At 76.4% G+C, this 19,347-nt stretch carries 13 protein-coding genes; 10 read left to right on the forward strand and 3 right to left on the reverse strand.

The window, feature by feature from the left end; all coding sequences use genetic code 11:
* Both ACFXOZ_RS38365 and ACFXOZ_RS38370 read right to left on the reverse strand, forming a co-directional pair.
* Positions 1–4,831 (reverse strand): beta-ketoacyl synthase N-terminal-like domain-containing protein (locus tag ACFXOZ_RS38365; RefSeq protein ID WP_380594601.1); only part of this gene is annotated, 4,831 nt, incomplete at its 3' end.
* A gap of 333 nt (positions 4,832–5,164) precedes the next feature.
* Positions 5,165–5,443 carry a DUF6059 family protein gene (locus tag ACFXOZ_RS38370; RefSeq protein ID WP_380529195.1) on the reverse strand — a complete coding sequence of 93 codons (279 nt, stop codon included), beginning with the start codon at positions 5,441–5,443 and terminating at the stop codon, positions 5,165–5,167.
* A 194-nt stretch (positions 5,444–5,637) separates the two neighbouring features.
* Here ACFXOZ_RS38370 and ACFXOZ_RS38375 point away from each other — a divergent pair, with 194 nt between their 5' ends.
* The 3 genes from ACFXOZ_RS38375 (at position 5,638) to ssuE (ending at position 8,404) form a co-directional block, all read left to right on the forward strand.
* On the forward strand, positions 5,638–7,542 hold the full coding sequence (locus ACFXOZ_RS38375; RefSeq protein ID WP_380594603.1) for an HAD-IIIC family phosphatase: 1,905 nt from the start codon (positions 5,638–5,640) through the stop codon (positions 7,540–7,542).
* Positions 7,539–7,772: a phosphopantetheine-binding protein gene (locus ACFXOZ_RS38380; protein WP_380402165.1), complete on the forward strand. Its 234-nt coding sequence runs from the start codon at positions 7,539–7,541 to the stop codon at positions 7,770–7,772. The genes ACFXOZ_RS38375 and ACFXOZ_RS38380 overlap by 4 nt, the downstream gene beginning before the upstream one ends.
* A 92-nt stretch (positions 7,773–7,864) precedes the next feature.
* Positions 7,865–8,404, forward strand: coding sequence for an NADPH-dependent FMN reductase (ssuE, locus tag ACFXOZ_RS38385; protein WP_375893191.1), 540 nt, complete (start codon positions 7,865–7,867; stop codon positions 8,402–8,404).
* 42 nt (positions 8,405–8,446) lie between these two features.
* Here ssuE and ACFXOZ_RS38390 read toward each other — a convergent pair whose 3' ends face one another.
* The gene (locus tag ACFXOZ_RS38390) at positions 8,447–9,553 is read right to left on the reverse strand and encodes a LuxR C-terminal-related transcriptional regulator (RefSeq protein ID WP_380529190.1); all 1,107 of its coding nucleotides are present in this window, start codon (positions 9,551–9,553) and stop codon (positions 8,447–8,449) included.
* A 449-nt stretch (positions 9,554–10,002) separates the two neighbouring features.
* On the opposite strand from ACFXOZ_RS38390, the gene ACFXOZ_RS38395 reads away from it, so the two are divergent.
* From ACFXOZ_RS38395 to ACFXOZ_RS38425, 7 genes are all read left to right on the forward strand, one after another.
* The gene (locus ACFXOZ_RS38395; RefSeq protein ID WP_380594605.1) at positions 10,003–11,043 is read left to right on the forward strand and encodes a hypothetical protein; all 1,041 of its coding nucleotides are present in this window, start codon (positions 10,003–10,005) and stop codon (positions 11,041–11,043) included.
* 278 nt (positions 11,044–11,321) lie between these two features.
* Positions 11,322–12,122, forward strand: coding sequence for a class I SAM-dependent methyltransferase (locus tag ACFXOZ_RS38400; protein WP_375893197.1), 801 nt, complete (start codon positions 11,322–11,324; stop codon positions 12,120–12,122).
* Positions 12,119–13,354 (forward strand): cytochrome P450, encoded by a 1,236-nt coding sequence (locus ACFXOZ_RS38405; RefSeq protein WP_380594607.1) that lies wholly within the window; start codon positions 12,119–12,121, stop codon positions 13,352–13,354. The genes ACFXOZ_RS38400 and ACFXOZ_RS38405 overlap by 4 nt, the downstream gene beginning before the upstream one ends.
* Positions 13,351–14,631 (forward strand): MFS transporter, encoded by a 1,281-nt coding sequence (locus tag ACFXOZ_RS38410; protein WP_380594609.1) that lies wholly within the window; start codon positions 13,351–13,353, stop codon positions 14,629–14,631. Before ACFXOZ_RS38405 ends, ACFXOZ_RS38410 begins: the two co-directional genes overlap by 4 nt.
* Before the next feature lie 164 nt (positions 14,632–14,795).
* Positions 14,796–15,230 carry a hypothetical protein gene (locus tag ACFXOZ_RS38415; RefSeq protein WP_380529183.1) on the forward strand — a complete coding sequence of 145 codons (435 nt, stop codon included), beginning with the start codon at positions 14,796–14,798 and terminating at the stop codon, positions 15,228–15,230.
* A 92-nt stretch (positions 15,231–15,322) separates the two neighbouring features.
* Complete coding sequence (locus tag ACFXOZ_RS38420) at positions 15,323–18,238, forward strand: AAA family ATPase (protein ID WP_380594611.1); 2,916 nt, start codon at positions 15,323–15,325, stop codon at positions 18,236–18,238.
* A 236-nt stretch (positions 18,239–18,474) separates the two neighbouring features.
* The gene (locus tag ACFXOZ_RS38425) at positions 18,475–19,182 is read left to right on the forward strand and encodes a hypothetical protein (protein ID WP_380529179.1); all 708 of its coding nucleotides are present in this window, start codon (positions 18,475–18,477) and stop codon (positions 19,180–19,182) included.
* Positions 19,183–19,347: the final 165 nt, after the last annotated feature.

Here is a 19,347-nt window from a genome sequence, read left to right on the forward strand (position 1 = left end):
CCGCCGCGAACACCGGGAACGCCCCGTACAACCCACGCCCCATACCCGACCACTGACTACCCTGACCCGTGAACACGAACGCCGTACGACCACCGTCACGGGCAGAGCCGGTGACCGGCCCGGAGGAGCCGGAGGCATCCGTACCGGTCGCCAACGCCCGGAGGCCGTCCAGCAGTTCGGAGCGCTCCGAGCCCAGCACCACCGCCCGCCGCTCGAAAGCGGAGCGGGTGGAGACCAGGGCCCGGCCCAGCGTGCCCGGGTCCACGTCCGGGTGCCGCTCGGTGTAGGCCAGCAGTCGTGCGGCCTGGGCGCGCAACGCCGCGTCGGTGCGCGCCGACACCGGCCAGGCCACCACCCCCGACGGCTCCACCACCTCCTCCGAAGGCAGCGCGACCTCCGGCGCCTGCTCCAGGATCACGTGCGCGTTCGTCCCACTGATCCCGAAGGACGACACCCCCGCCCGACGCGCACGACCCACCTCCGGCCACTCCCGCGCCCCGGCCAGCAGTTCCACCCCACCCGAAGCCCAGTCCACCAACGGCGACGGCTCCCCCGCATACAACGACCCCGGCAACACCCCCTCCGCCAGAGCCCGCACCATCTTGATCACACCACCCACACCCGCAGCCGCCTGCGCATGCCCGATGTTCGACTTCAACGACCCCAACCACAACGGCCGCTCAACAGAACGGTCCTGGCCATAGGTCGCCAGCAACGCCTGCGCCTCGATCGGATCCCCGAGCCGCGTCCCCGTCCCATGCGCCTCCACCACATCCACATCCGTCGTGCCCAACCCCGCAGCCGACAACGCCGCCCGGATCACCCGCTCCTGCGAAGGCCCGTTCGGCGCCGTCAAACCGTTCGACGCACCGTCCTGATTCACCGCCGAACCCCGCACCACCGCCAACACCCGATGCCCGTGACGCACCGCATCCGACAAACGCTCCACCACCAGCACCCCCACCCCCTCACTCCACCCCGTCCCGTCCGCACCCGCCGCGAACGACCGGCACCGACCGTCCACCGACAACCCCCGCTGCCGACTGAACTCCACGAACATGCCGGGGCTCGACATCACCGTCACGCCACCGGCGAGGGCCAGGTCGCAGTCCCCGGTGCGCAGCGCGGCGGCAGCCTGGTGCAGTGCGACCAGCGAGGAGGAGCACGCGGTGTCCACCGTCACCGCCGGACCCTCCAGCCCGAAGGCGTACGCGACCCGGCCGGAGATCACGCTGGTCGTGCTGCCGGTGAGCACGAAGCCGTCCGCACCGTCGGAGCCTTCGGAGAGGCGCGGACCGTACTCCATCGCGGTGGCGCCGACGTAGACGCCGGTGCGGCTGCCGCGCAGGTCGGCCGGGTCGATCCCGGCCGACTCCAGCGCCTCCCAGGACGACTCCAGCAGCAGCCGCTGCTGCGGGTCCATCGCCGCCGCCTCACGCGGCGAGATCCCGAAGAACTCCGCGTCGAACCCGCCCGCGCCGGTGAGGAATCCGCCGTGCCGGGCGTAGCTGGTGCCCGGGTGGTCGGGGTCCGGGTCGTAGAGCGCGTCGAGGTCCCAGCCCCGGTCCGAGGGGAACGACGAGATCGCGTCCCGCCCCTCCACCACCAACCGCCACAACTCCTCCGGCGAACCCACCCCACCCGGATACCGGCACGCCATCCCCACGATCGCCACCGGCTCGTCCACCACCACCGCCCGCACCACCGACACCTCCCGCTCGTCACCGCGCAGGTGCCGGGCCAGGGCCTCCGGGGTCGGGTGGTCGTAGACGGCGGACGCGGACAGCGCGAGCCCGGTGGCGGCGGTCAGGCGGTCGGCCAGTTCGACGGCGCCCAGCGAGTCCAGGCCGAGGTCCTTGAAGGTCCGTCGGCCGTCCAGGGTGTGCGGGGTGGGGTGGCCCAGCACTACGGCGGCCTGGGCCCGGACGAGGTCCAGCAGCTCGCCGTCCGGCCGCCGCACCGGCGCCGCCGGAACGGGCTCGGGCGCGGCGGCGGGAACGGGCTCGGTGGCGCCGACGGGCTCGACGACGGGTACGGGCTCGCGCTCGACCGCCGCGCCCGGTCCGCCCGGGAGGGCGTCCGCCCCCGCCAGCCAGTACCGCTCCCGCTGGAACGCGTACGTCGGCAGCGCGACCGCCCGGGCCGCAGCAGCACCCGCACCCTCGCCCTCACCCTCACCCGCGCCCGGACCGAAGTACCGCGCCCAGTCGACCTCGCCGCCCCGGGCGTGCAGCAGCCCGACCGCGCCGAGCACACTCGCCGGCTCCGGCCGCCCCCGCCGCAGCAGCGCGGCGCCCGCGACCTCGGCGCCCGGCCCGTCGGCCGCCGCCGTGGACCGGGCGAGCGCGGTGAGCACCGCGTCCGGGCCGAGTTCGAGGTGGGTGCGCACGCCGAGGCCGTGCAGGGCGCGCACCGCGTCGGCGAAGCGGACGGCCTCACGGGCGTGCCGCACCCAGTGCTCGGGGTCGGCCAGGGTGTCCGCCCCGACCGGGCGGCCGGTGAGGGTGGAGACCAGCGGCAGCCGGGGCGGCGCGTACGTCAGCCCGGCGGCGACCGCGCGGAACCGCTCCAGCGCCGGGTCCATCAGCGGGGAGTGGAAGGCATGACTGACCCGCAGTCGGCGGGTGCGCCGCCCCAGCGCGGCGAGCTCGGCGGCCACCGCGAGGACGGCCGCTTCGGCCCCGGACAGGACGACGGCGCGCGGGCCGTTGACCGCGGCGATGCCCACCTCGCCCTCCCGGCCGGACAGCCGGTCCAGCACCTCCTCCTCGGCGGCCTCCACCGCCACCATCGCACCGCCCGTGGGCAGTTCGGCCATCAGCCGGCCCCGGGCGGTGATCAGGACGGCGGCGTCGGCCAGGGTGAGCACCCCGGCGGCGTGGGCGGCGGCGATCTCGCCGATGGAGTGCCCGGCCACGGCGTCCGGGGTCACCCCCCAGGAGCGCAGCAGGGCGTGCAGCGCGTTGCCGAGCGCGAACAGCGCCGGCTGGGTGTACTCGGTGCGGTCCAGCAACTCGCCCTCGGGGCTTCCGGGTTCGGCGAACAGGAGGCTGCCGAGCGGCCGGTCGAGGTGCGGGTCGAGGGCGGCCAGGGTCTCGTCCAGTGCGGCCGCGAACGCCGGGAAGCGCGCGTACAGTCCGCGTCCGACGCCGGGGCGCTGGCTGCCCTGGCCGGGGAACAGGAAGGCGGTGCCACCGACGGTGCCCGCTGTGCCGGTGACCGCCCCGGGGGCCTCCCGCCCGGCGGCCAGCGCGTCCAGCGCGGCGAGCAGCCCGGCCCGGTCCTCGGCCACCAGGACGGCGCGGTCCTCGAAGGAGGTCCGGGCGAGGGCGAGCGGGCCGGCGAGTTCGGCCGGGCCGAGCGCGGGGTGCGCGGCCAGGTGCGCGCGCAGGGCGGCGGCCTGTCCGCGCAGCGCCGGGCGGCCACGGCCGGAGAGCAGTACCGGCGCGGGCAGGGGCGCCGGGCGGGGGGCGGGCGCGGGCACCGGCGGGGCGCCGGTCAGCACGACGTGGACGTCCGTGCCGCCCATGCCGAAGGAGCTGACCCCGGCCAGCCGGGCCGCCGTCGCGGCACCGGGCCAGGGGGTGCGCTCGGTGGCGACCCGCAGCCGCAGCTCCGTCAGGTCGACGGCCGGGTTGGGGGTGCGGTGGTGCAGGGTCGGCGGCAGCTCGCCGTGGTGCAGCGCGAGCACCGTCTTCACCAGGCCTCCCAGGCCGGCCGCCCCTTCCAGGTGGCCGACGTTGCTTTTCGCCGAACCGACCAGCAGCGGGGCGTCCGCGGCCCGGCCGGCCCCCAGCACCCGGCCGAGCGCGGTGGCCTCCACCGGGTCGCCGACGGCCGTGCCGGTGCCGTGCAGCTCGACGTACTGGACGGCGGCCGGGTCCACCCCGGCCCGGCGGTAGGCGGCCGCCAGCACCTCGGCCTGGCCGTCGGCGCCGGGCACGGTCAGGCCGTCGGTGGCGCCGTCGTTGCCGAGGGCGCTGCCCAGCAGCACGCCGTACACCGGGTCGCCGTCCGCCAGCGCCGCGGCCAGCGGCCTGAGCAGCACCGCGACACCGCCTTCGCCGCGCGCGTACCCGTCGGCGGCCGCGTCGAGCGGACGGCTGCGGCCGTGCGGGGACAGGCCGCCGAAGCGGGCCGCGCCGAGCGTGCTGTCCGGCGCGGCGATCAGGTTCACCCCGAGGACGAGGGCGAGGTCGGACTCGCCGCGGCGCAGGCTCTCGGCGGCCAGGTGGACGGCGGCCAGGGAGGAGGACTGCGCGGTGTCCACGGTCAGGCTCGGACCGCGCAGGCCCAGCTGGTAGGAGAGCCGGTTGGCGATCATGCCCCGGTTGAGGCCGGTCAGCGTGTGCCGGTCCACCGAGCCCGGGCCCTGCCGGTGCACCAGTGCCGCGTAGTCGTCCAGGAAGGCGCCGACAAACACCCCGGTACGGCTGTCGCGCAGCCGGGCGGGCAGCCGGCCGGCGTCCTCCAGCACCTCCCAGCCGAGTTCCAGCACCAGCCGCTGCTGCGGGTCCATCGCCGCCGCCTCACGCGGCGAGATCCCGAAGAAGGCGGCGTCGAAGGTGTCAATCCGCTCCAGGAAGGCGCCCGCGCGCGGCACACCGGGGGTGTCCGCCGGCCAGCGGTCGGCGGGGGGCTCGCCGACGGCGTCCCGGCCCTCGCGCAGCAGCTCCCAGAACGCCGCCGGGTCGGGCGCACCGGGGAGCCGGCAGGCCAGGCCGACCACGGCGACGGCGCCGGGCGGCACCTCGACGGCGGGCGGCACCTCGACGGCGGGGGCGGCGGTGCGGGCGGCAACGGCGGCAGGGGTCTCGGGCTTGGCGGTCATCGCGGGGTGTGTGCTCCTCGTCGAGGCGGTGCGGGGCGTCGGGGCGGTGCGGCAGGAGGGGCAGGGGTGGCGTGGTGACGGAGTCGCGGCTGGCCCGGAGGGCACGCGCCGGGCCGGCACCGGCGGTCATGCTCGGCGGGGCGGCTAGGGCCTGTCTCTTGGATCTTGTCGGATAGGTCGCGGCGTTGGGGTGCGTGCATCGCAAGGCGGAGGAGGGAGCCCAATGCAGCGCATTGGCGACCGACGACAACGCGGCGAGGTGCGTGCCCCGGCGTCGCGACCCCGGCAAGGATCCAAGAGGCAGGCCCTAAACCACCCCTGAACGTGGCGCGTTCAGCTCGGCCGGGTCAGGCCCGCCCACAGCTCCCGCTCGACGGGCGTGGGCGGCACCCCGACCAGCAGCCGCTCGGGGTGCCCGGCCGGCGGGCCGACCGGCGACGGCGGCGACGGCGGCGAACCGGGCCGCGCCGACGGGCCGGCCCACTCCGAGCCGTCGCAGCCCGGCAGCGGCGCCCAGCCGACGGCGAACCACCTCATCGGCAGCAGGATCCGGCGCAGTGCCCAGGCGGCGGCCCGGCGGCGGCGCGCCGACCGGGGATGCAGGACGTCCAACCCGGTACCTCCCGGGGTCTCGGGGTCGCAGGGAGCCACCCACTCTCCGGGGTGCCGCGAAAACGGCCCTGAACCGGCCCTGAACCGGCCCTCGCCCGGCCGGGATTCAGGCCCGGTTCAGCCCGCCCGGCCACGATGGCCCGGCACCGCTCCACGGCCCCACGCCCCGGAGAAGACCGATCGGAGAGCCCCCGATGGACACGACCGCCGACCCGGCCCACGCCCTGCTCGACCTCCGCCGTCAGGGCCGCCTCGCCGCCGGGTACCCCGGTGTCCGGGCCCTGCTCGCCGAGGCCGACCCGGCCCGGACGGCGCACGCGGGCCGGATCCTGGCCGGGCTGGACCCGGCGGAGGTGCTGGCCGCCCACCCGGGCACCCCCGTGCTCACCGTCGCCGTCCTCGGGCACGGCACCGTCGCCCCGCTGATCGCCCCGCTGACCGGCGAACTCGCCCGGCACGGACTGCTGTTGCGCCCGTACCGGGGCGACTTCGACAGCTGGGTGTTCGAGCTGTCCGACCCCGGCAGCCCGCTCTACGCCGCCGATCCGGACCTGACGCTCTGCCTGCTCGACCCGGCCGTGGTCTTCGACGAGGTCCCGCTGCCCTGGCGGCCGGAGGACGCGGCCCGGGTGCTGGACGGCAAGGTCGAGCTGATCACCGCGCTGGCGGCCCGCTTCGCGGCCTCGGCCCGCGGCGTCCTGGTCCTCAACACCATTCCCCTGCCCCGGCGTTGGACCCACCAGCTGGTCGACCACCAGTCCCGCGCCCGGCTCGGCGCGCTCTGGCGGGAGGCCAACGCCCGGCTGCTGCGGCTGGGCGAGGAGAACCCCTCGGTGGTGGTCCTCGACCTCGACCCGCTGCTCGCCGAGGGCGTCCCGGTCACCGACGCCCGGCTCGACGTCTACGCGAAGGCCCACCTCTCCGAGCCGCTGCTCGCCGCCTACGCCCGCGAGGCCGGGCACCTGGCCCGCCACCTGGCCGGGCTGACCCGCAAGGTGCTCGTCCTGGACCTGGACCAGACGCTGTGGGGCGGCATCCTCGGCGACGACGGCCCGGAGGGCGTCGAGGCGGGCGGGACGCCGCGCGGCGAGGCGTTCCGCGGGTTCCAGCGGGTGGTCAAACAGCTCGGCTCCCAGGGCGTGCTGCTCGCCGCCGTCAGCAAGAACGACCCCGAGCCGGTCCTGGCCGTCCTGCGGGACCACCCGGAGATGACGCTGCGCGAGGCGGACTTCGTCCGGGTGACGGCCGACTGGCTCCCCAAGCCGGCCGGGATCACCGACCTCGCCGAGGCGCTCAACCTGGGCACCTCCGGCTTCGTCTTCGTCGACGACTCGCCCTACGAACGCGGCCTGGTCAGGCGGGAGTTGCCCGAGGTCGCGGTGGTGGCGCTGGACGAGGAACCGGCGCTGCACGTCGAACGGCTGCTGTCCGACGGCTGGTTCGACGTCCGCCGGCTGACCGGTGAGGACCGCGAGCGCGCCGCGCTCTACCGGGGCGAGGTCGCCCGCAGCGACTTCCTCCAGGGGTTCGACTCGCTCGCCGAGTACCTGGACGAGCTGGGCGTCGAGGTCAGGCTGCGCCCGCTGGCCACCGAGGAACTCCCCCGGGTCTCCCAACTCACCCTGCGGACGAACCAGTTCAACCTGACCACCCGCCGCCTCCAGCCCGCCGAGGTGGCGGCCTTCGCGGCCGCCGAGGGCTCCGGGGTGCTCACCGTGCGCTCCGCCGACCGCTTCGGCGACAACGGCCTGGTCGGCGCGGTCTTCCTGACCCGGGAGGGCGAGGCGCTGCGGATCGACAACTTCCTGCTGAGCTGCCGGGTGTTCTCCCGCGGCATCGAGCAGGCGGTGCTCTCCGCCGTCCTCGGCCTGGCCGCCGGCACCGGCCTGCGCGCGGTCACCGGCCACTACCGGCCCGGCCCGCGCAACGGCACGGTCAAGGACCTCCTCCCCCGGTACGGCTTCGCCCCCGCCGACGACCCGACAGCCGCGAACGGCGGCCTCGCCTTCCGCCACGACCTCGCCACCGAACTGCCCCCGCCCGGCCACCTGCGGCTCGACGCCGAGCTGGCCGGCCTCCTGGAAGGACACCCCGCATGACCGCCCCCGACGGCCTCGCCGAACTGATCACCGTGGCCGCCACCGAACTGGGCCTGCCGCTCGGCCCCGAGGATGCCGAGGTCGACTTCGACGACCTCCCCGGCTGGGACTCGCTCCACCTGCTGAGCCTGCTCACCGCCCTGGAACGCCTCAGCGGCCGCCGGCTGTCGCTGCCCGACCTGCTGGACGCCCGCACCCTCGCCGAGATCCACCGGATCGCCACCGTCTGACACCGGCCCGCAGGCCCGCAGGCCGTACGACGACCCGCCCGCACGTCGCGTCACGACCCACCCGCCCACCGCACCGCCCGATCGAGGTTCCCATGGCCCGCATCCTCACCCTCTCCGGCAGCCCGTCCCCCGTCTCCCGCACCACCCGCCTGCTCGGGGCGGCCGCCCACCGCCTCGAAGCCCGCGGCCACCACGTCACCGCGCTGGAGGTGCGCCGGCTGCCCGCGGAGGTGCTCACCGGCGCGGACGTCGCCCACCCCGCCGTCGTCGAGGTCGCCGAGCTGCTGCGGCGGTCCGACGGCGTCGTGGTGGGCACGCCCGTCTACAAGGCCGCCTACTCGGGCCTGCTCAAGTGCCTGCTGGACCTGCTGCCGCAGTACGCCCTGGCGGGCCGGACCGTGCTGCCGCTGGCCACCGGCGGCTCACCGGCCCACGTCCTGGCGGTGGACTACGCCCTGCGGCCGGTGCTCACCAGCATGGGGGCCGCGCACGTCACCCAGGGCTGGTTCGTCCTCGACCGCGACATCCTGACCGCGCCGGACGGCAGCACCGCGCTCTCCCCCGGCGCCGCCACCGCCCTGGAGGAGGTGGTCGACCGGTTCGCCGACGCCCTGCCGACCCCGGTGGGTTGACAAGCCGGCTCTCCGACCGACAGCGCCGGCCCGCACCACCGGTCAGCAGGCCGCCTCCCGGGACGCCGGGTCACCCGGGGCCGTCGAGCAGCGGATCAGGCCCGCCTCGATCGCCTTGACCCCGGCCTGGAAACGGCTGGAGACCTCCAGTTCGTCCATCATCTCGGCGATGTGGCGGCGGCAGGTCCGGACCGAGATGCTCAGCCGGCGGGAGATCAGGTCGTCCTTGGCGCCCGCGGCGAGCATCCGCAGGATCGCGCGCTTGATCTCCTCGCCCGCGATGCCGCGGCGGGGCGCGCCGGGGCCGCCGGGACCGCCCGGGCCGTCGGGCTCGAAGGGCAGGGCGGCGGACCAGGCCTGTTCGAGGGAGCGGTAGAGGAAGTCGACGGTGGAGGGCTCGCGCAGGACGACCGCGCCGTCGGGGCCGGAGCAGGTGGGGATGAACGCGGTCTCGCGGTCGAGGATGACGATCCGGTCGGCGATCTCCTCGCAGGTGCGGATCCGGCCGCCGGCCCGGGTGAGCCGTTCGAGCAGTTCGCGCCGGCGGGCGCTCGTCCTGACCGGGTGCTGGAAGAGCAGGCGCAGGCGGACTCCGCGGGCCAGCAGCTCCAGCTGCTCGGGCAGTGAACCCTCGATGTCCTGCTCGGAGATGACGCCGGGGTGGGCGCCGAGGACCTCGACCGCGCAGCGGCGGAAGGCCTCGCCCAGCACCGAGCGGACGCGGCCCGCGCCGTCGATGACGTCGACGGCCTCCCGGCGGTTGCGCCGCTGACGGCTCTCGAAGTAGAGCGACTTGAGCGAGAGCACCCGGGATTCGAGGTCCGACGCCAACTGCTCCAGGCCGGCGATCTCCTGCTTGATGGGGGTGACCAGTTCGGCGGCGGCCGAGTCGGGACTGGCCGGGGTCAGTGCGCCGGGGTCGTCGAGGGCCGGGGTGAGCAGCCTCAACTCCCTGAGGACGGCGAGCCCGAGCTCGACCTCGGCGGGGGTGGCGCGCAGTTCTTCGAGCAGCTCGGGCTGGTCCGCCTCGGAGATCCGGCCGCGCCGCAGGGCCGCGCCGTAGATCGATACGGCGATCGGGCTCAGCTGCACGGAACCGGTCTTCGCGGAACTGGTGTCGTCCAGGTACGTCATATCCTTTTGGGACATTTCCACCGCAATCCATACGCCTCACCGTCGGACAACAGCGACGCTTCACGGGACACCCTAGCCCGCACTGTCGTCATGAGCATGGAAAACCGGCCACCCGTTTCCGGACCGGCCCGGACGGAAACGGAATGCCGATACCGGAATTGATGATTCGGTGGTCCCGCGCGCGGCATTCCCCCACAGGCCGTACGGGAATTCGCCCCACCCGCGGACACCCTCACCGGCCCCCACCGCCGTCCGCCGTCCGCCGTCCGCCGTCCGCCGTCCGCGCGGGCAAGACTGCCGTGCAGCTTCCTGCCGCGCTCCCCCGATGGACGCGGCACCGCGGCCGGGCCGAAGCTTGGTCGAAGCCGTACCCGTGGCACCCCGTTCGGTGCCGCGGGGCACCGGAGCGTCGGAGGCGGGGGCCGATCGCACGCCGCCCCCTCATGAAGGACGCCCCGCGCCGCATGCCCGACAAGCAGCAGCCGATGCCGGTCACCGTGCTGCCCGGCCTCGCCGTCCTCGGCCCCGGCGGCGCCCGGCCGGGCGAGCGGCACGAGGAACTGGTCAGACGGGTCGCGCTGTGGCACCGCGCCGGCGGAGCGCCGAGCCCGCCGGCGCCGCCCGGCGGCGGCCCGGGCACCGCCGGAACGGCGCTGCGCGAGACCCTCAGGGAACTGCTCGCCCGCTCCCCGCACGACGGCGCCGCGGTCGTGCACCGGGCGAGCGGCTCGGTCAGCCGGGTCACCCTGGCGGGCCCGGGCCGCCCGCGGTGGAGCGGGATCCGCGCGCTCGGCGACCGGCTGACGGACACCCCGGCCGACCCCGAGGACCCGCTGCGCGGCGCGGCCCCGCTGCTCGAACCGTGGAGCGGCCTGCTCGTCACGACCCGCCGGCCGCCGGACCACCGGGGCCCGCTCGACCGGCCCCCGCACCTCCACCACGTCCTGGACGGCCTGCGGTCGCTGGCCCCCGCGCCCTACCCCGGCGGCGGGCCAGCCCCCCGCGGCCCCAGCGTCGGCGCGGCGGGGCCGAGCGAGCGGCACTGGCTGCTCGACGGCGCCCTCGCCCTGCTGTCCCGGCGGGCGGCCGACCGGCGGGCCGTCGGGGCGGGGGCACCGGGGACCGGGCGGGGCCTCGTGGTCCACCGGGTGCCCGGCCTGCCCGGGGGATGGCGGATCGTCCGCCTCTTCGACCGGCCGTCCGGCGCGCCGCCGACGGCGGCCTGGGGCGCCGACGCCTGCGGGGCCCTGCGCCATGCGCGGGCCGCGGCGGTGACCCGGGCGCAGCGGTCGGCCTGGGCGGCCCCGCAGCCGGCCGGCGGGGCCGGGCCGCCGTCCGCCGACGGGCTGCTCGGGGCGCTGTCCGACGGAGCGCTGCACCGGCTGACCGAGGACGTGCTGTGCTACCTGTCCGCCCGCCGGCTCCGGGTGCTGGGCATCAGGGTGGTCGAGGATCCGATCCTGGGCGCGCAGCCGCTCTCCTGGGGGCCGGTCTGGCTCGCCTAGCAAGGCCCGTCGGCCCGGCGCCGGAAATGGCGGAAGTAGCTGCCATGCAGTTTGCTGCCGTATTCCCGGCGTTGTCCGACGGTTCGGCGCGGTGGATAGTTTCTGCAGTCGTCAGCGGAAAGGGGGCTCGACATGAGCTACGACCACTGAAACCCGTAAACCTGTTGAATCCATGAACACAGGAATAGCGCGAGTGTTGGCCGACGGCTGATGAGCCGACGGCCAACACCTTTTTCCGGCCTGCGCACCGCCACGATTCCCGAAGGAACTGATGCAGAGTGGAAGAGCCCACCGGCGGCAGCGCGCTCGCCGCACCGGATCCGTACGACGTCATGGCCTACTACTACGACCTCTTCGCCCGGGCCTCCGCCGCCGGCCACCAGACCTCGCCGAACGGTGACGCGTTCGCCGGGCCGGCGCGCGCCGGTGACGTGGTGCTCGACTTCGGCTCCGGCACCGGCACCCTGGCCCTGCGGCTGGCCGAACTCGGCTGCACCGTCCACTGCTTCGAGCCCTCGCGCGGGATGCGCGCGGTCCACCTCGCCAAGCTGTCCGCCCGGCCCGAGCTCGCCGCGCGGACGGTGCTGCTCCCGGCAGGCGCGACCGGCCTGCCCACCGGGGTGGACTACGCGCTGTGCGCCGGGGTGCTGCAGTGCCTCGACGGCCCGGACCGGCGCAAGCTGTTCGCGGACCTGGCGGGTGCCGTCCGGCCGGGCGGGCTGCTCGCCCTCGACATGCTCACCGACGGCCGGCCGAGCACCTGGGAGCTGCGGACCGCCGCACGGACCACGGTGGCCGGGGTCGAGTACCGGCTGCGCACCTCCTCGGAGGCCCTCACCGACTCCACCATGCGGCGCCGGGCCGAGTACACGGCGAGCCTGGACGGCCGGACCGTCCAGCAGGAGACGGTCTCCCGGGTGCTGTTCACGGTGCCGCGGCCCGCCGTGCACCGGGAGCTCGCCGAGGCGGGCTTCGCGCTCCTGGACCCGCCGCCCGGCCTGCCGGAGGACTTCGTGCTGGCCCGGCGCTCGGGCGGCCCGGGCGCCGTCGACCGTCCGCCGACGGGGGCGGCCCGGTGACCGCGGAGCCCGGCGGGGAACTCTTCGCCCCGCTCAGCCCCGCCGTGCTGGCCGACCCGCGCCCGGTCTACGCCCGGCTGCGCGCCGAGGACCCGGTGCACTGGCACGAGCAGCTCGGCGTGTGGGTGCTCACCCGGCACGAGGACTGCCTCCGGGTGGTCAAGGACACCGGGACCTTCGGCTCCGACCTGCGCAAGGCCGGCCGGGAGGTCCCCTGGCAGCGGCTCAGCATGCAGACCCTCGACCCGCCCGAGCACACCGAGCTGCGCAAGCCGGTGCTGGCCGCGCTCCGCTCGGTCGACCTGGACCGCTGGACCGAGCAGGTCCGGCGCACGGCCGAGGAGTTGGTGGCCGGGCTCGGCGACGAACCGGCCGACGTGATCACCGAGCTCGCCGAACCGCTGTCGCTGTCCGCCACCTGCCTGCTGTTCGGCGCCCCGCCGCCGGTCCAGGACGCCGAGTTCCGCGCGGCCTCCCGCGCCCTGGTCCTCAGCATGGACGGGGGCCTCGCGCCGGAGCGGATCGAACCGGGCCTGGCCGCCCGCGTGCTGCTCAACGACCTCGTCGACGGCTGGTTCCGGGCCGAGTACACCGACGGCATGATGGCCGGGCTCACCGCCGCCCGGCGCGAGGTGCCCGCCGAACACCTGGTCAACACGGCGCGGGCGCTGTTCCACGCCGGCTACACCTCCACCACCAGCCTGATCGGCAACGCCCTGCTCGGGCTGGACCGGCACGGCGCGCTCAGCGGCGCGGACCTGCGCAGGACGGACTCCGCCACCGTCAACGAGCTGCTCCGGCTGGACGGTCCGGTGCAGGCGACCGGCCGGGCCGTCCACACCGACGTCGACCTGGGCGGCCGGCGCCTGCGCCGGGGCGAGGTGGTGCTCGCGGTGTTCGGCGCCGCCGACCACGACCCGGCCGTCTTCCCGGAGCCCGGCCGGGCCGACTTCGGACGCGACCCCAACCCGCACCTCGGGTTCGGCCGGGGCGTGCACGCCTGCCTGGGCAACCACCTGGCCGTCCGGATCGTGCAGGCGCTGTTCCACGCGCTCGGCGACCGGTACGAGGAGCTGCGGATCGTCGGGGAGCCGGTGCGGCGGCCCAGCGCGACCCTGCGCGGCCTCCAGCAACTGCTGGTCACGGGCGCCGACCGGGCTCCCGCGGGCGAACGACAGCTCGCGGGTGAACGGGCTCCTGCGGGCGGCCGGAGGCCGGGGGCGCGGCCGTGACCGGTGCCGCGGGCGCGCCCCCGACGGCACCGGCCGCCGAGCGCGTCGGCTACCGGCAGCTGCTGGCGGTGGCCCCGAACCGGGTGCTGCTGTGCGGCTACGGGCTGGGCACGGTGGCCGAGAGCCTGCGCGCGGTCGCCCTCTCCGTCCTGGTGCTGACGGCCACCGGCTCCACCGTGCTCGGTGCGCTCGCCTACGGCATCTCCTTCATCCCCCAGGTGATCGGCTCCGGACTGCTCGGCAACGTCGCGGACCGGGTGCAGCCCGCCCGGCTGATCGGCCTCGGCTACCTGTTGGAGGGCGCCACCGCCGTCGTCCTGGTGCTGGTCGCGATGCCGTACTGGGCCGTGCTCGCCCTGGTCGCGGCGGTGGCCGCCACCACGCCGGTGAGCCAGGGCGCCACCGGCCGGGCGGTGGCCGAGGTGCTGCCGGGCACCGCGTACGTCCCCGGCCGCTCCCTGCTGAACGTGGTGTCCTCCGGCGCCCAGTTGCTGGGGCTGGGCTGCGGCGGCCTGGCGGTCGCGGGCCTGGGCGCGCGCCGCGCGCTGCTGGTCACCGCGCTCGCGCACCTGGCGGCCGGGGTGTGGGTGGCGGCCCGGCTCGGCCCGCTGCCGCTGCCGCATCCGGCGCCCCGCGCGGCGGGCGGGCGGAGCTCGACCGTGGGCGGCAGCTGGGCGGAGAGCCGGCGGCTGCTGGCGGACCGGCGGGTCCGGCGGCTGCTGCTGGTGCGCTGGCTCCCGCCGGCCCTCGCCACCGGGGCGGAGAGCCTGGTCCTGCCGTACGTACGGGACCGGGGGCTGTCGACCGGCACCGGCGGGGTGCTGCTCGCCTGCCTGCCGGTCGGCATGCTGGTGGGCAACACCGTGCTGGGGCGGTTCGTCCGCGCCGGCACGGTGGAGCGTTCGGTGCTGCCGTTGCTGGCCGTGCTCGGCGCGCCGCTCCTGGCCTTCGCGGTGCCCGGCCTCCCGGTGGCGCTCGGCGGGGTGCTGCTGGTCGCGGTGGGCGTGGGGTTCTGCTACTCGCTGGGCCTGCAACAGCCGTTCCTGGCCGCGGTTCCGGAGCACTCCCGGGGGCAGGCCTTCGGTCTGCAGTCGACCGGACTGATGACGGCCCAGGGCCTCAGCCCGGTCGCGGCCGGGCTGATCGCCGAGGCGATGACGACCGGTCGCTCCGTCGCCGTCATGGGCGTCCTGGTGCTGGCCACCGCGGGGCTGTTCTCCCGATGGCTGCCCGCCTTCGCCGCAGGGCTCCCGGGGAGCGCCACCGGGCGGGACTGAGCGACCGACGGCCGGGTGCGCGATCGGAATCGGAGAGGTTCGGACACAAACACCGGAAGACCGGACACTTGTCGCCACCCCGCCCACCGGAGGTGTGACACGCCGGGGCCGCCGGGCATGCTGCGCGCCGAACCGACCCGCGCGCACAGCACCAGGAGCACGCCATGTCCAACCCGTTCCGCACCGCCAGGACCACTGCCAGGGCCACTGCCAGGGCCACCGCCCGGATCACCGCCAGGATCACCGCCGCCACCGCCGCCACCGCCCTCGCCGTGGGCCTGGGCGTGGTGGCCGCGCCGTCCGCCTCGGCGGCCGACAACTGCTGGCCCGGGGACGCCAACCGGTGGTACTGCCACAACGTGCCCGGCGCCCCGGTCTTCGGCACCGTCGGCGACAACCACGTCTACCCGGACCCGAACACCGTCGTCGGCTACCTGAACACCGACCCCAGCTGGTTCTCCTGCAAGGAGGACAACCAGGCCTGGGTCGGCGGACCGCACCCGACCCGCTGGCTGCTGACCACGGCCGACAACGGCGCGGTCGGCTTCGTGCGGGACACCGACATCACCAGCGAGACCGATCCCGTCCCGTACTGCTGACCGCCGGGCCCCGCCCACCCAGGGCGGTCTCCGGCGGCTTTCCGTGTGCGACACCTGGGCGTTGCGGCCCGGACGTGGTTTCATCCCAGCTCGTGCTGACTTCTCGGGACGATGACGTACTGGCCGGGCGCGACCACGAACTGGGCCTGCTCACCGGGCTGCTGACGACCGGCCACCGACGGCCGGCGGTCGGCGTGCTGGAGGGGCCGCCGGGCATCGGCAAGAGCCGCCTGCTGGCCGAACTGCGGCGCACGGCAGCCGGATCGGGACGACCGGTGGCCCCGGCGCGGGCCCGGGCCACCGGGGACGGCCGCCCGGCGCCGTACGGGCTGCTGCTGGACGCGCTTTGGGACACCGGCGCCCGGAGCCTGCTCGAAGCCTTCGCCGACCAGGCCGAAGCCGGAACCGGGAGCGGGGCCGGGCACGGACTCGGAACCGGAACCGGGAACGCCGACGGACCCGAGCACGGGCACCGGCAGCACCGGCAGCTGCGCGAGGCACTCGCCGGGGCCCCGCCCGTCCTCCTGCTGGACGACGTCCAGTGGGCCGACCGGGAGTCGCTGCTGCTGCTCGACCGGCTGATCGCGAGCCCGCCGACCGGGCGGTTCACCGTCGTCCTGGCCTGTCGCAGCGGCGGCTGTCCGCCCTGGCTGACCCGGACCCTCGCCGACGCCGACGCGGTGTGGATCGAGCTCGCACCCCTGGGCCCGGCCGCGATCGCCCGGCTGGTGCCGGGGGCGGCACCGGAACGGCTCCGATTACTGGCGCGGGCCAGTGGCGGCAACCCCCGGTACCTGCGCGCCCTCACGGAGCCGTCGGCCGGGCCGTGCACCGGGCCGCCGCCCGAACTGCCCACGGAACTGCCCACCGACCTGCTGGCCGGGCTGGCCGCGGGCGATCCGCGCGTCCTCGGGCCGCAGCCCGCGGCACCCGCCACCGCCGACTGGCAGCCCGGGCCGGAGCTGCGCGGGGAACTGGCCACCCTGGCGGAGCGGACCCGCACGGTGCTGCGCGCCGCCGCCGTGGCCGGACCGGAGTTCGACCCGGCGCTGGTGGCGGCCGTGGCCGAACTGCCCACCGGGGCGGTGGCCGGGGCACTCGACGAACTGGCCGGGCACGGCCTCCTCGCCCCGGCCGGCGGCCGCCACCGCTTCACCCGGCCGCTGCCGGCCGCCGCCCTCTACCGGCTCGCCGGGTCGGCCTGGCGGGCCGGGGCGCACCGGCGGGCCGCCGACCACCTCGACCGCTGCGGGGCCCCGCTCGCGGAGTGGGCCGGGCAGGCCGCCTACGCCACGCCGGGCGCGGACCGGGAGCTGCTGGCGAGGCTCACCGCGGCCGCCCGTACCGTCCTCGATCCCGAGCCGGTGACCAGCGCCCGCTGGCTGCGCGCCGTCCTGGCGGCGCTGCCCGAGCGGGCGGACTGCGCCGAACTGCGCACCGAGACAACGCTGCTGCTCGGCCGGGCGCTCACCCTCACCGGCCGGCTGGACGAGGCCACCGCGGCGCTGGGCCCGCTGCTGTCGGGCCCGGCCCCGGACCGGGAGCGGGCCGCCGGCCCGGTCGCCCTCGCGGAACGGCTGCGCGGCCGCACGGACCGGGTGTACGGCCTGCTGGAGCGGGACGGCGGCGGCCGGGTCCGCGATCAACTCCAGCTCGCCAGGCTGGATGTGATGAACGGTCGGACGGAGCGGAGCCTGCACCGGATCGAGGCCGCCGTACGCCGCGACGACTCGGCCGGTACCCGGCTGACCGCGCACGGCCTGACCAGCCTCGCCGCGATCGGCCAGGGGGCGGTGCCCGCCGCCCGCCGGGCGCTGGACGCGGCCGAGCGCCTCGCCGACTCGCTGGACGCCCGCGGGCAGCTCCGGGCCCTCGCCGCGCTGCCCGAACTCGGCTGGGCCGGTGTGCTGTTGGAGCGCCGGCAGCGCACCGCCGAGCGCATCGAGCGGGGCATCGCCCTGGCCGAACGCCACCAGCACCACTACGTCATCCCGCAACTGCACGCGGTGCGGGCGGCGTTGCTGCTGATGTCGGGACCGCTGGACGCGGCCCGGGCCGCCGCCGACCGGGCCCTGGAGCTGGCGCGGGAGCTCGGCGCGACCGAGACCCTGGCGATCGCGGCGGCGCTCCGGCTCCGGGCGCTGGCCTGGCAGGGCGGACCGGCCGCCGCGGGCCCCGCGCTGGAGCTGCTGCTCGGCCTGCCGGAGCCGCCGACGGCGGTGTGGCGCGCGGTCGTCCGGCACGCCGTGGTGGAGGCCTCGGTGGTCTGCGGGCAGCCGCCGTCGGCGGCCGAGGCCGCCCGGCTGCTGAACCTGGGCGACGGACGGTGGCGCGACCCGATGCCCGCCCACGGCCACGACCTGATGGCCGCGGTGCACGCGGCGGAGGGCAACACCGCCCTGGTGGCCCGGCACGTGGAACTGGCCGGACGGGCGGCCCGCAGCGCCGGGCTGCCGGCGGCCGGCGCCGTGGTGTCGCTGGCCTCGGCCCGGCTGCTGCGGGTGCGCGGGGAGCAGGACCGGGCGACGGCACTGGCCCGCCGGGCCGCGGACGGACTGGCCGCCTCCGGCTTCGTGGTCAGGGCCGGGATGGCCCAGCTGGTGGCCGCCGAGATCGCCGCCGAGCACGGCGACCGGTCCGGGTACGAGGGCGCGACCGACGCGGCCCGGCGGCTGTTCGGCCGGGCGGGGGCGCACGCCCTGCTGGCCCGGGCGGAGCTGCCCTGGCGGGCCGGCCGGTGCGCCGCCGAGGCCCGCGGCGCCAGGACGGTGCCCGACGCGGCCGTCCCGCCGGGCCGACCGGCCCCGCCCGAGGGGCCGTCGCTCTCCGCGCGCGAGCACGAGATCGCGGACCTGACCGCCCAGGGGCTCACCAACCAGGCCATCGCCGCCCGGCTGTTCCTCAGCGTCCGCACGGTGGAGTCCCATCTCACCTCGGTCTACCGGAAGTTGGGGATCAGCGGCCGGGCCGCCGTGGCGCGCGCCCTGGACCCGGTCCGGCACGGCTGATCCTGCGGCCGGACGCCGTCCGTGCCCATCGTGGATTCCCGCAGTCCCCGGGGCCGGCACCCCCTCGGGGAGCCTGCGGAAACCCCCGATCCACGACGGGCCGGGACCTCGCTAGCTTTCCTTCCGGCGCCGGGCCGGACGCCGGGACCCGCAACTCGACCCCCGGCCCGGGCCGCCGCCTCCGGGCCCCGCCACCCGCGCCGGCCCGACCGGATCCCACGACGAAAGGCCACACCATGAGGGCAATCCCCCGCGCACTGGGCATCGTCGCAGCCGCCGGCACCATGCTGCTGGCCGCCGCGATCCCCGCCTCGGCGACCCCGTCCCAGGCCAACTACACGGGCGACGGCTTCGGTTCGACGTCCGCCCAGGCCAAGCAGAGCGCGCTCAACGACGCCCTCGCCCAGGCCCGGGCGGCCGGTTTCAGCAGCACCCAGTGCCTCCAGGTCGGCACCGCCCAGGCCTGGCCGAACAACAACCGACTCGCGGCCCGCGGCGCGAAGTCGGCCGAGTCCGCCGTCATCGGGCCGGTCACGAGCTGGGAGGGCAGCGCCCAGCTCCAGTGCGCCACCCAGCCCGCCCCCGGCACCGTCAACCTCAACCGGTACAACGGCCCCGAGCACCTGAGCACCACCTCGGCGGCGCCCGCGGGCTACTACCTGGAGGGCAGCCTCGGCTGGATCTCCGGCAGCCAGGTCGCCGGCACCACCCCGCTGTACGAGTGCCGCGCGTGGGGCGGCACGGACACGTTCAGCTCGCTGGCCTCGAACTGCGAGGGCCAGCAGTTCGTCACCACGCTCGGGTACCTCTACACCGCCCCGCCGGCCGGTGTGGCGACCCGCGTGCTGCGCCGCTGCACCGTCAACGGCGAGCACTTCGACTCCAACGACCTCAACTGCGAGGGCCAGAACGCCGAGGGCGTCCTCGGCTACACCCTCGACTGACCGACCGGAACCGAGGACAACGAACAGCGGTAACGAACAGCGGTAGCGAACCGGGCCCCCGCGGGGGGGCCCCCCCCCCCCCCCCCCGCCCCCCCCCCCGGGGGGCCCCCCCCCCCCCCCCCCCCCCCCACCCCCCGCCCGCCACCGGGAGGGATAAAAAAAAAA

This window comes from Kitasatospora sp. NPDC059160, from assembly GCF_042755465.1.
In the GTDB taxonomy this organism is placed as follows: domain Bacteria; phylum Actinomycetota; class Actinomycetes; order Streptomycetales; family Streptomycetaceae; genus Kitasatospora.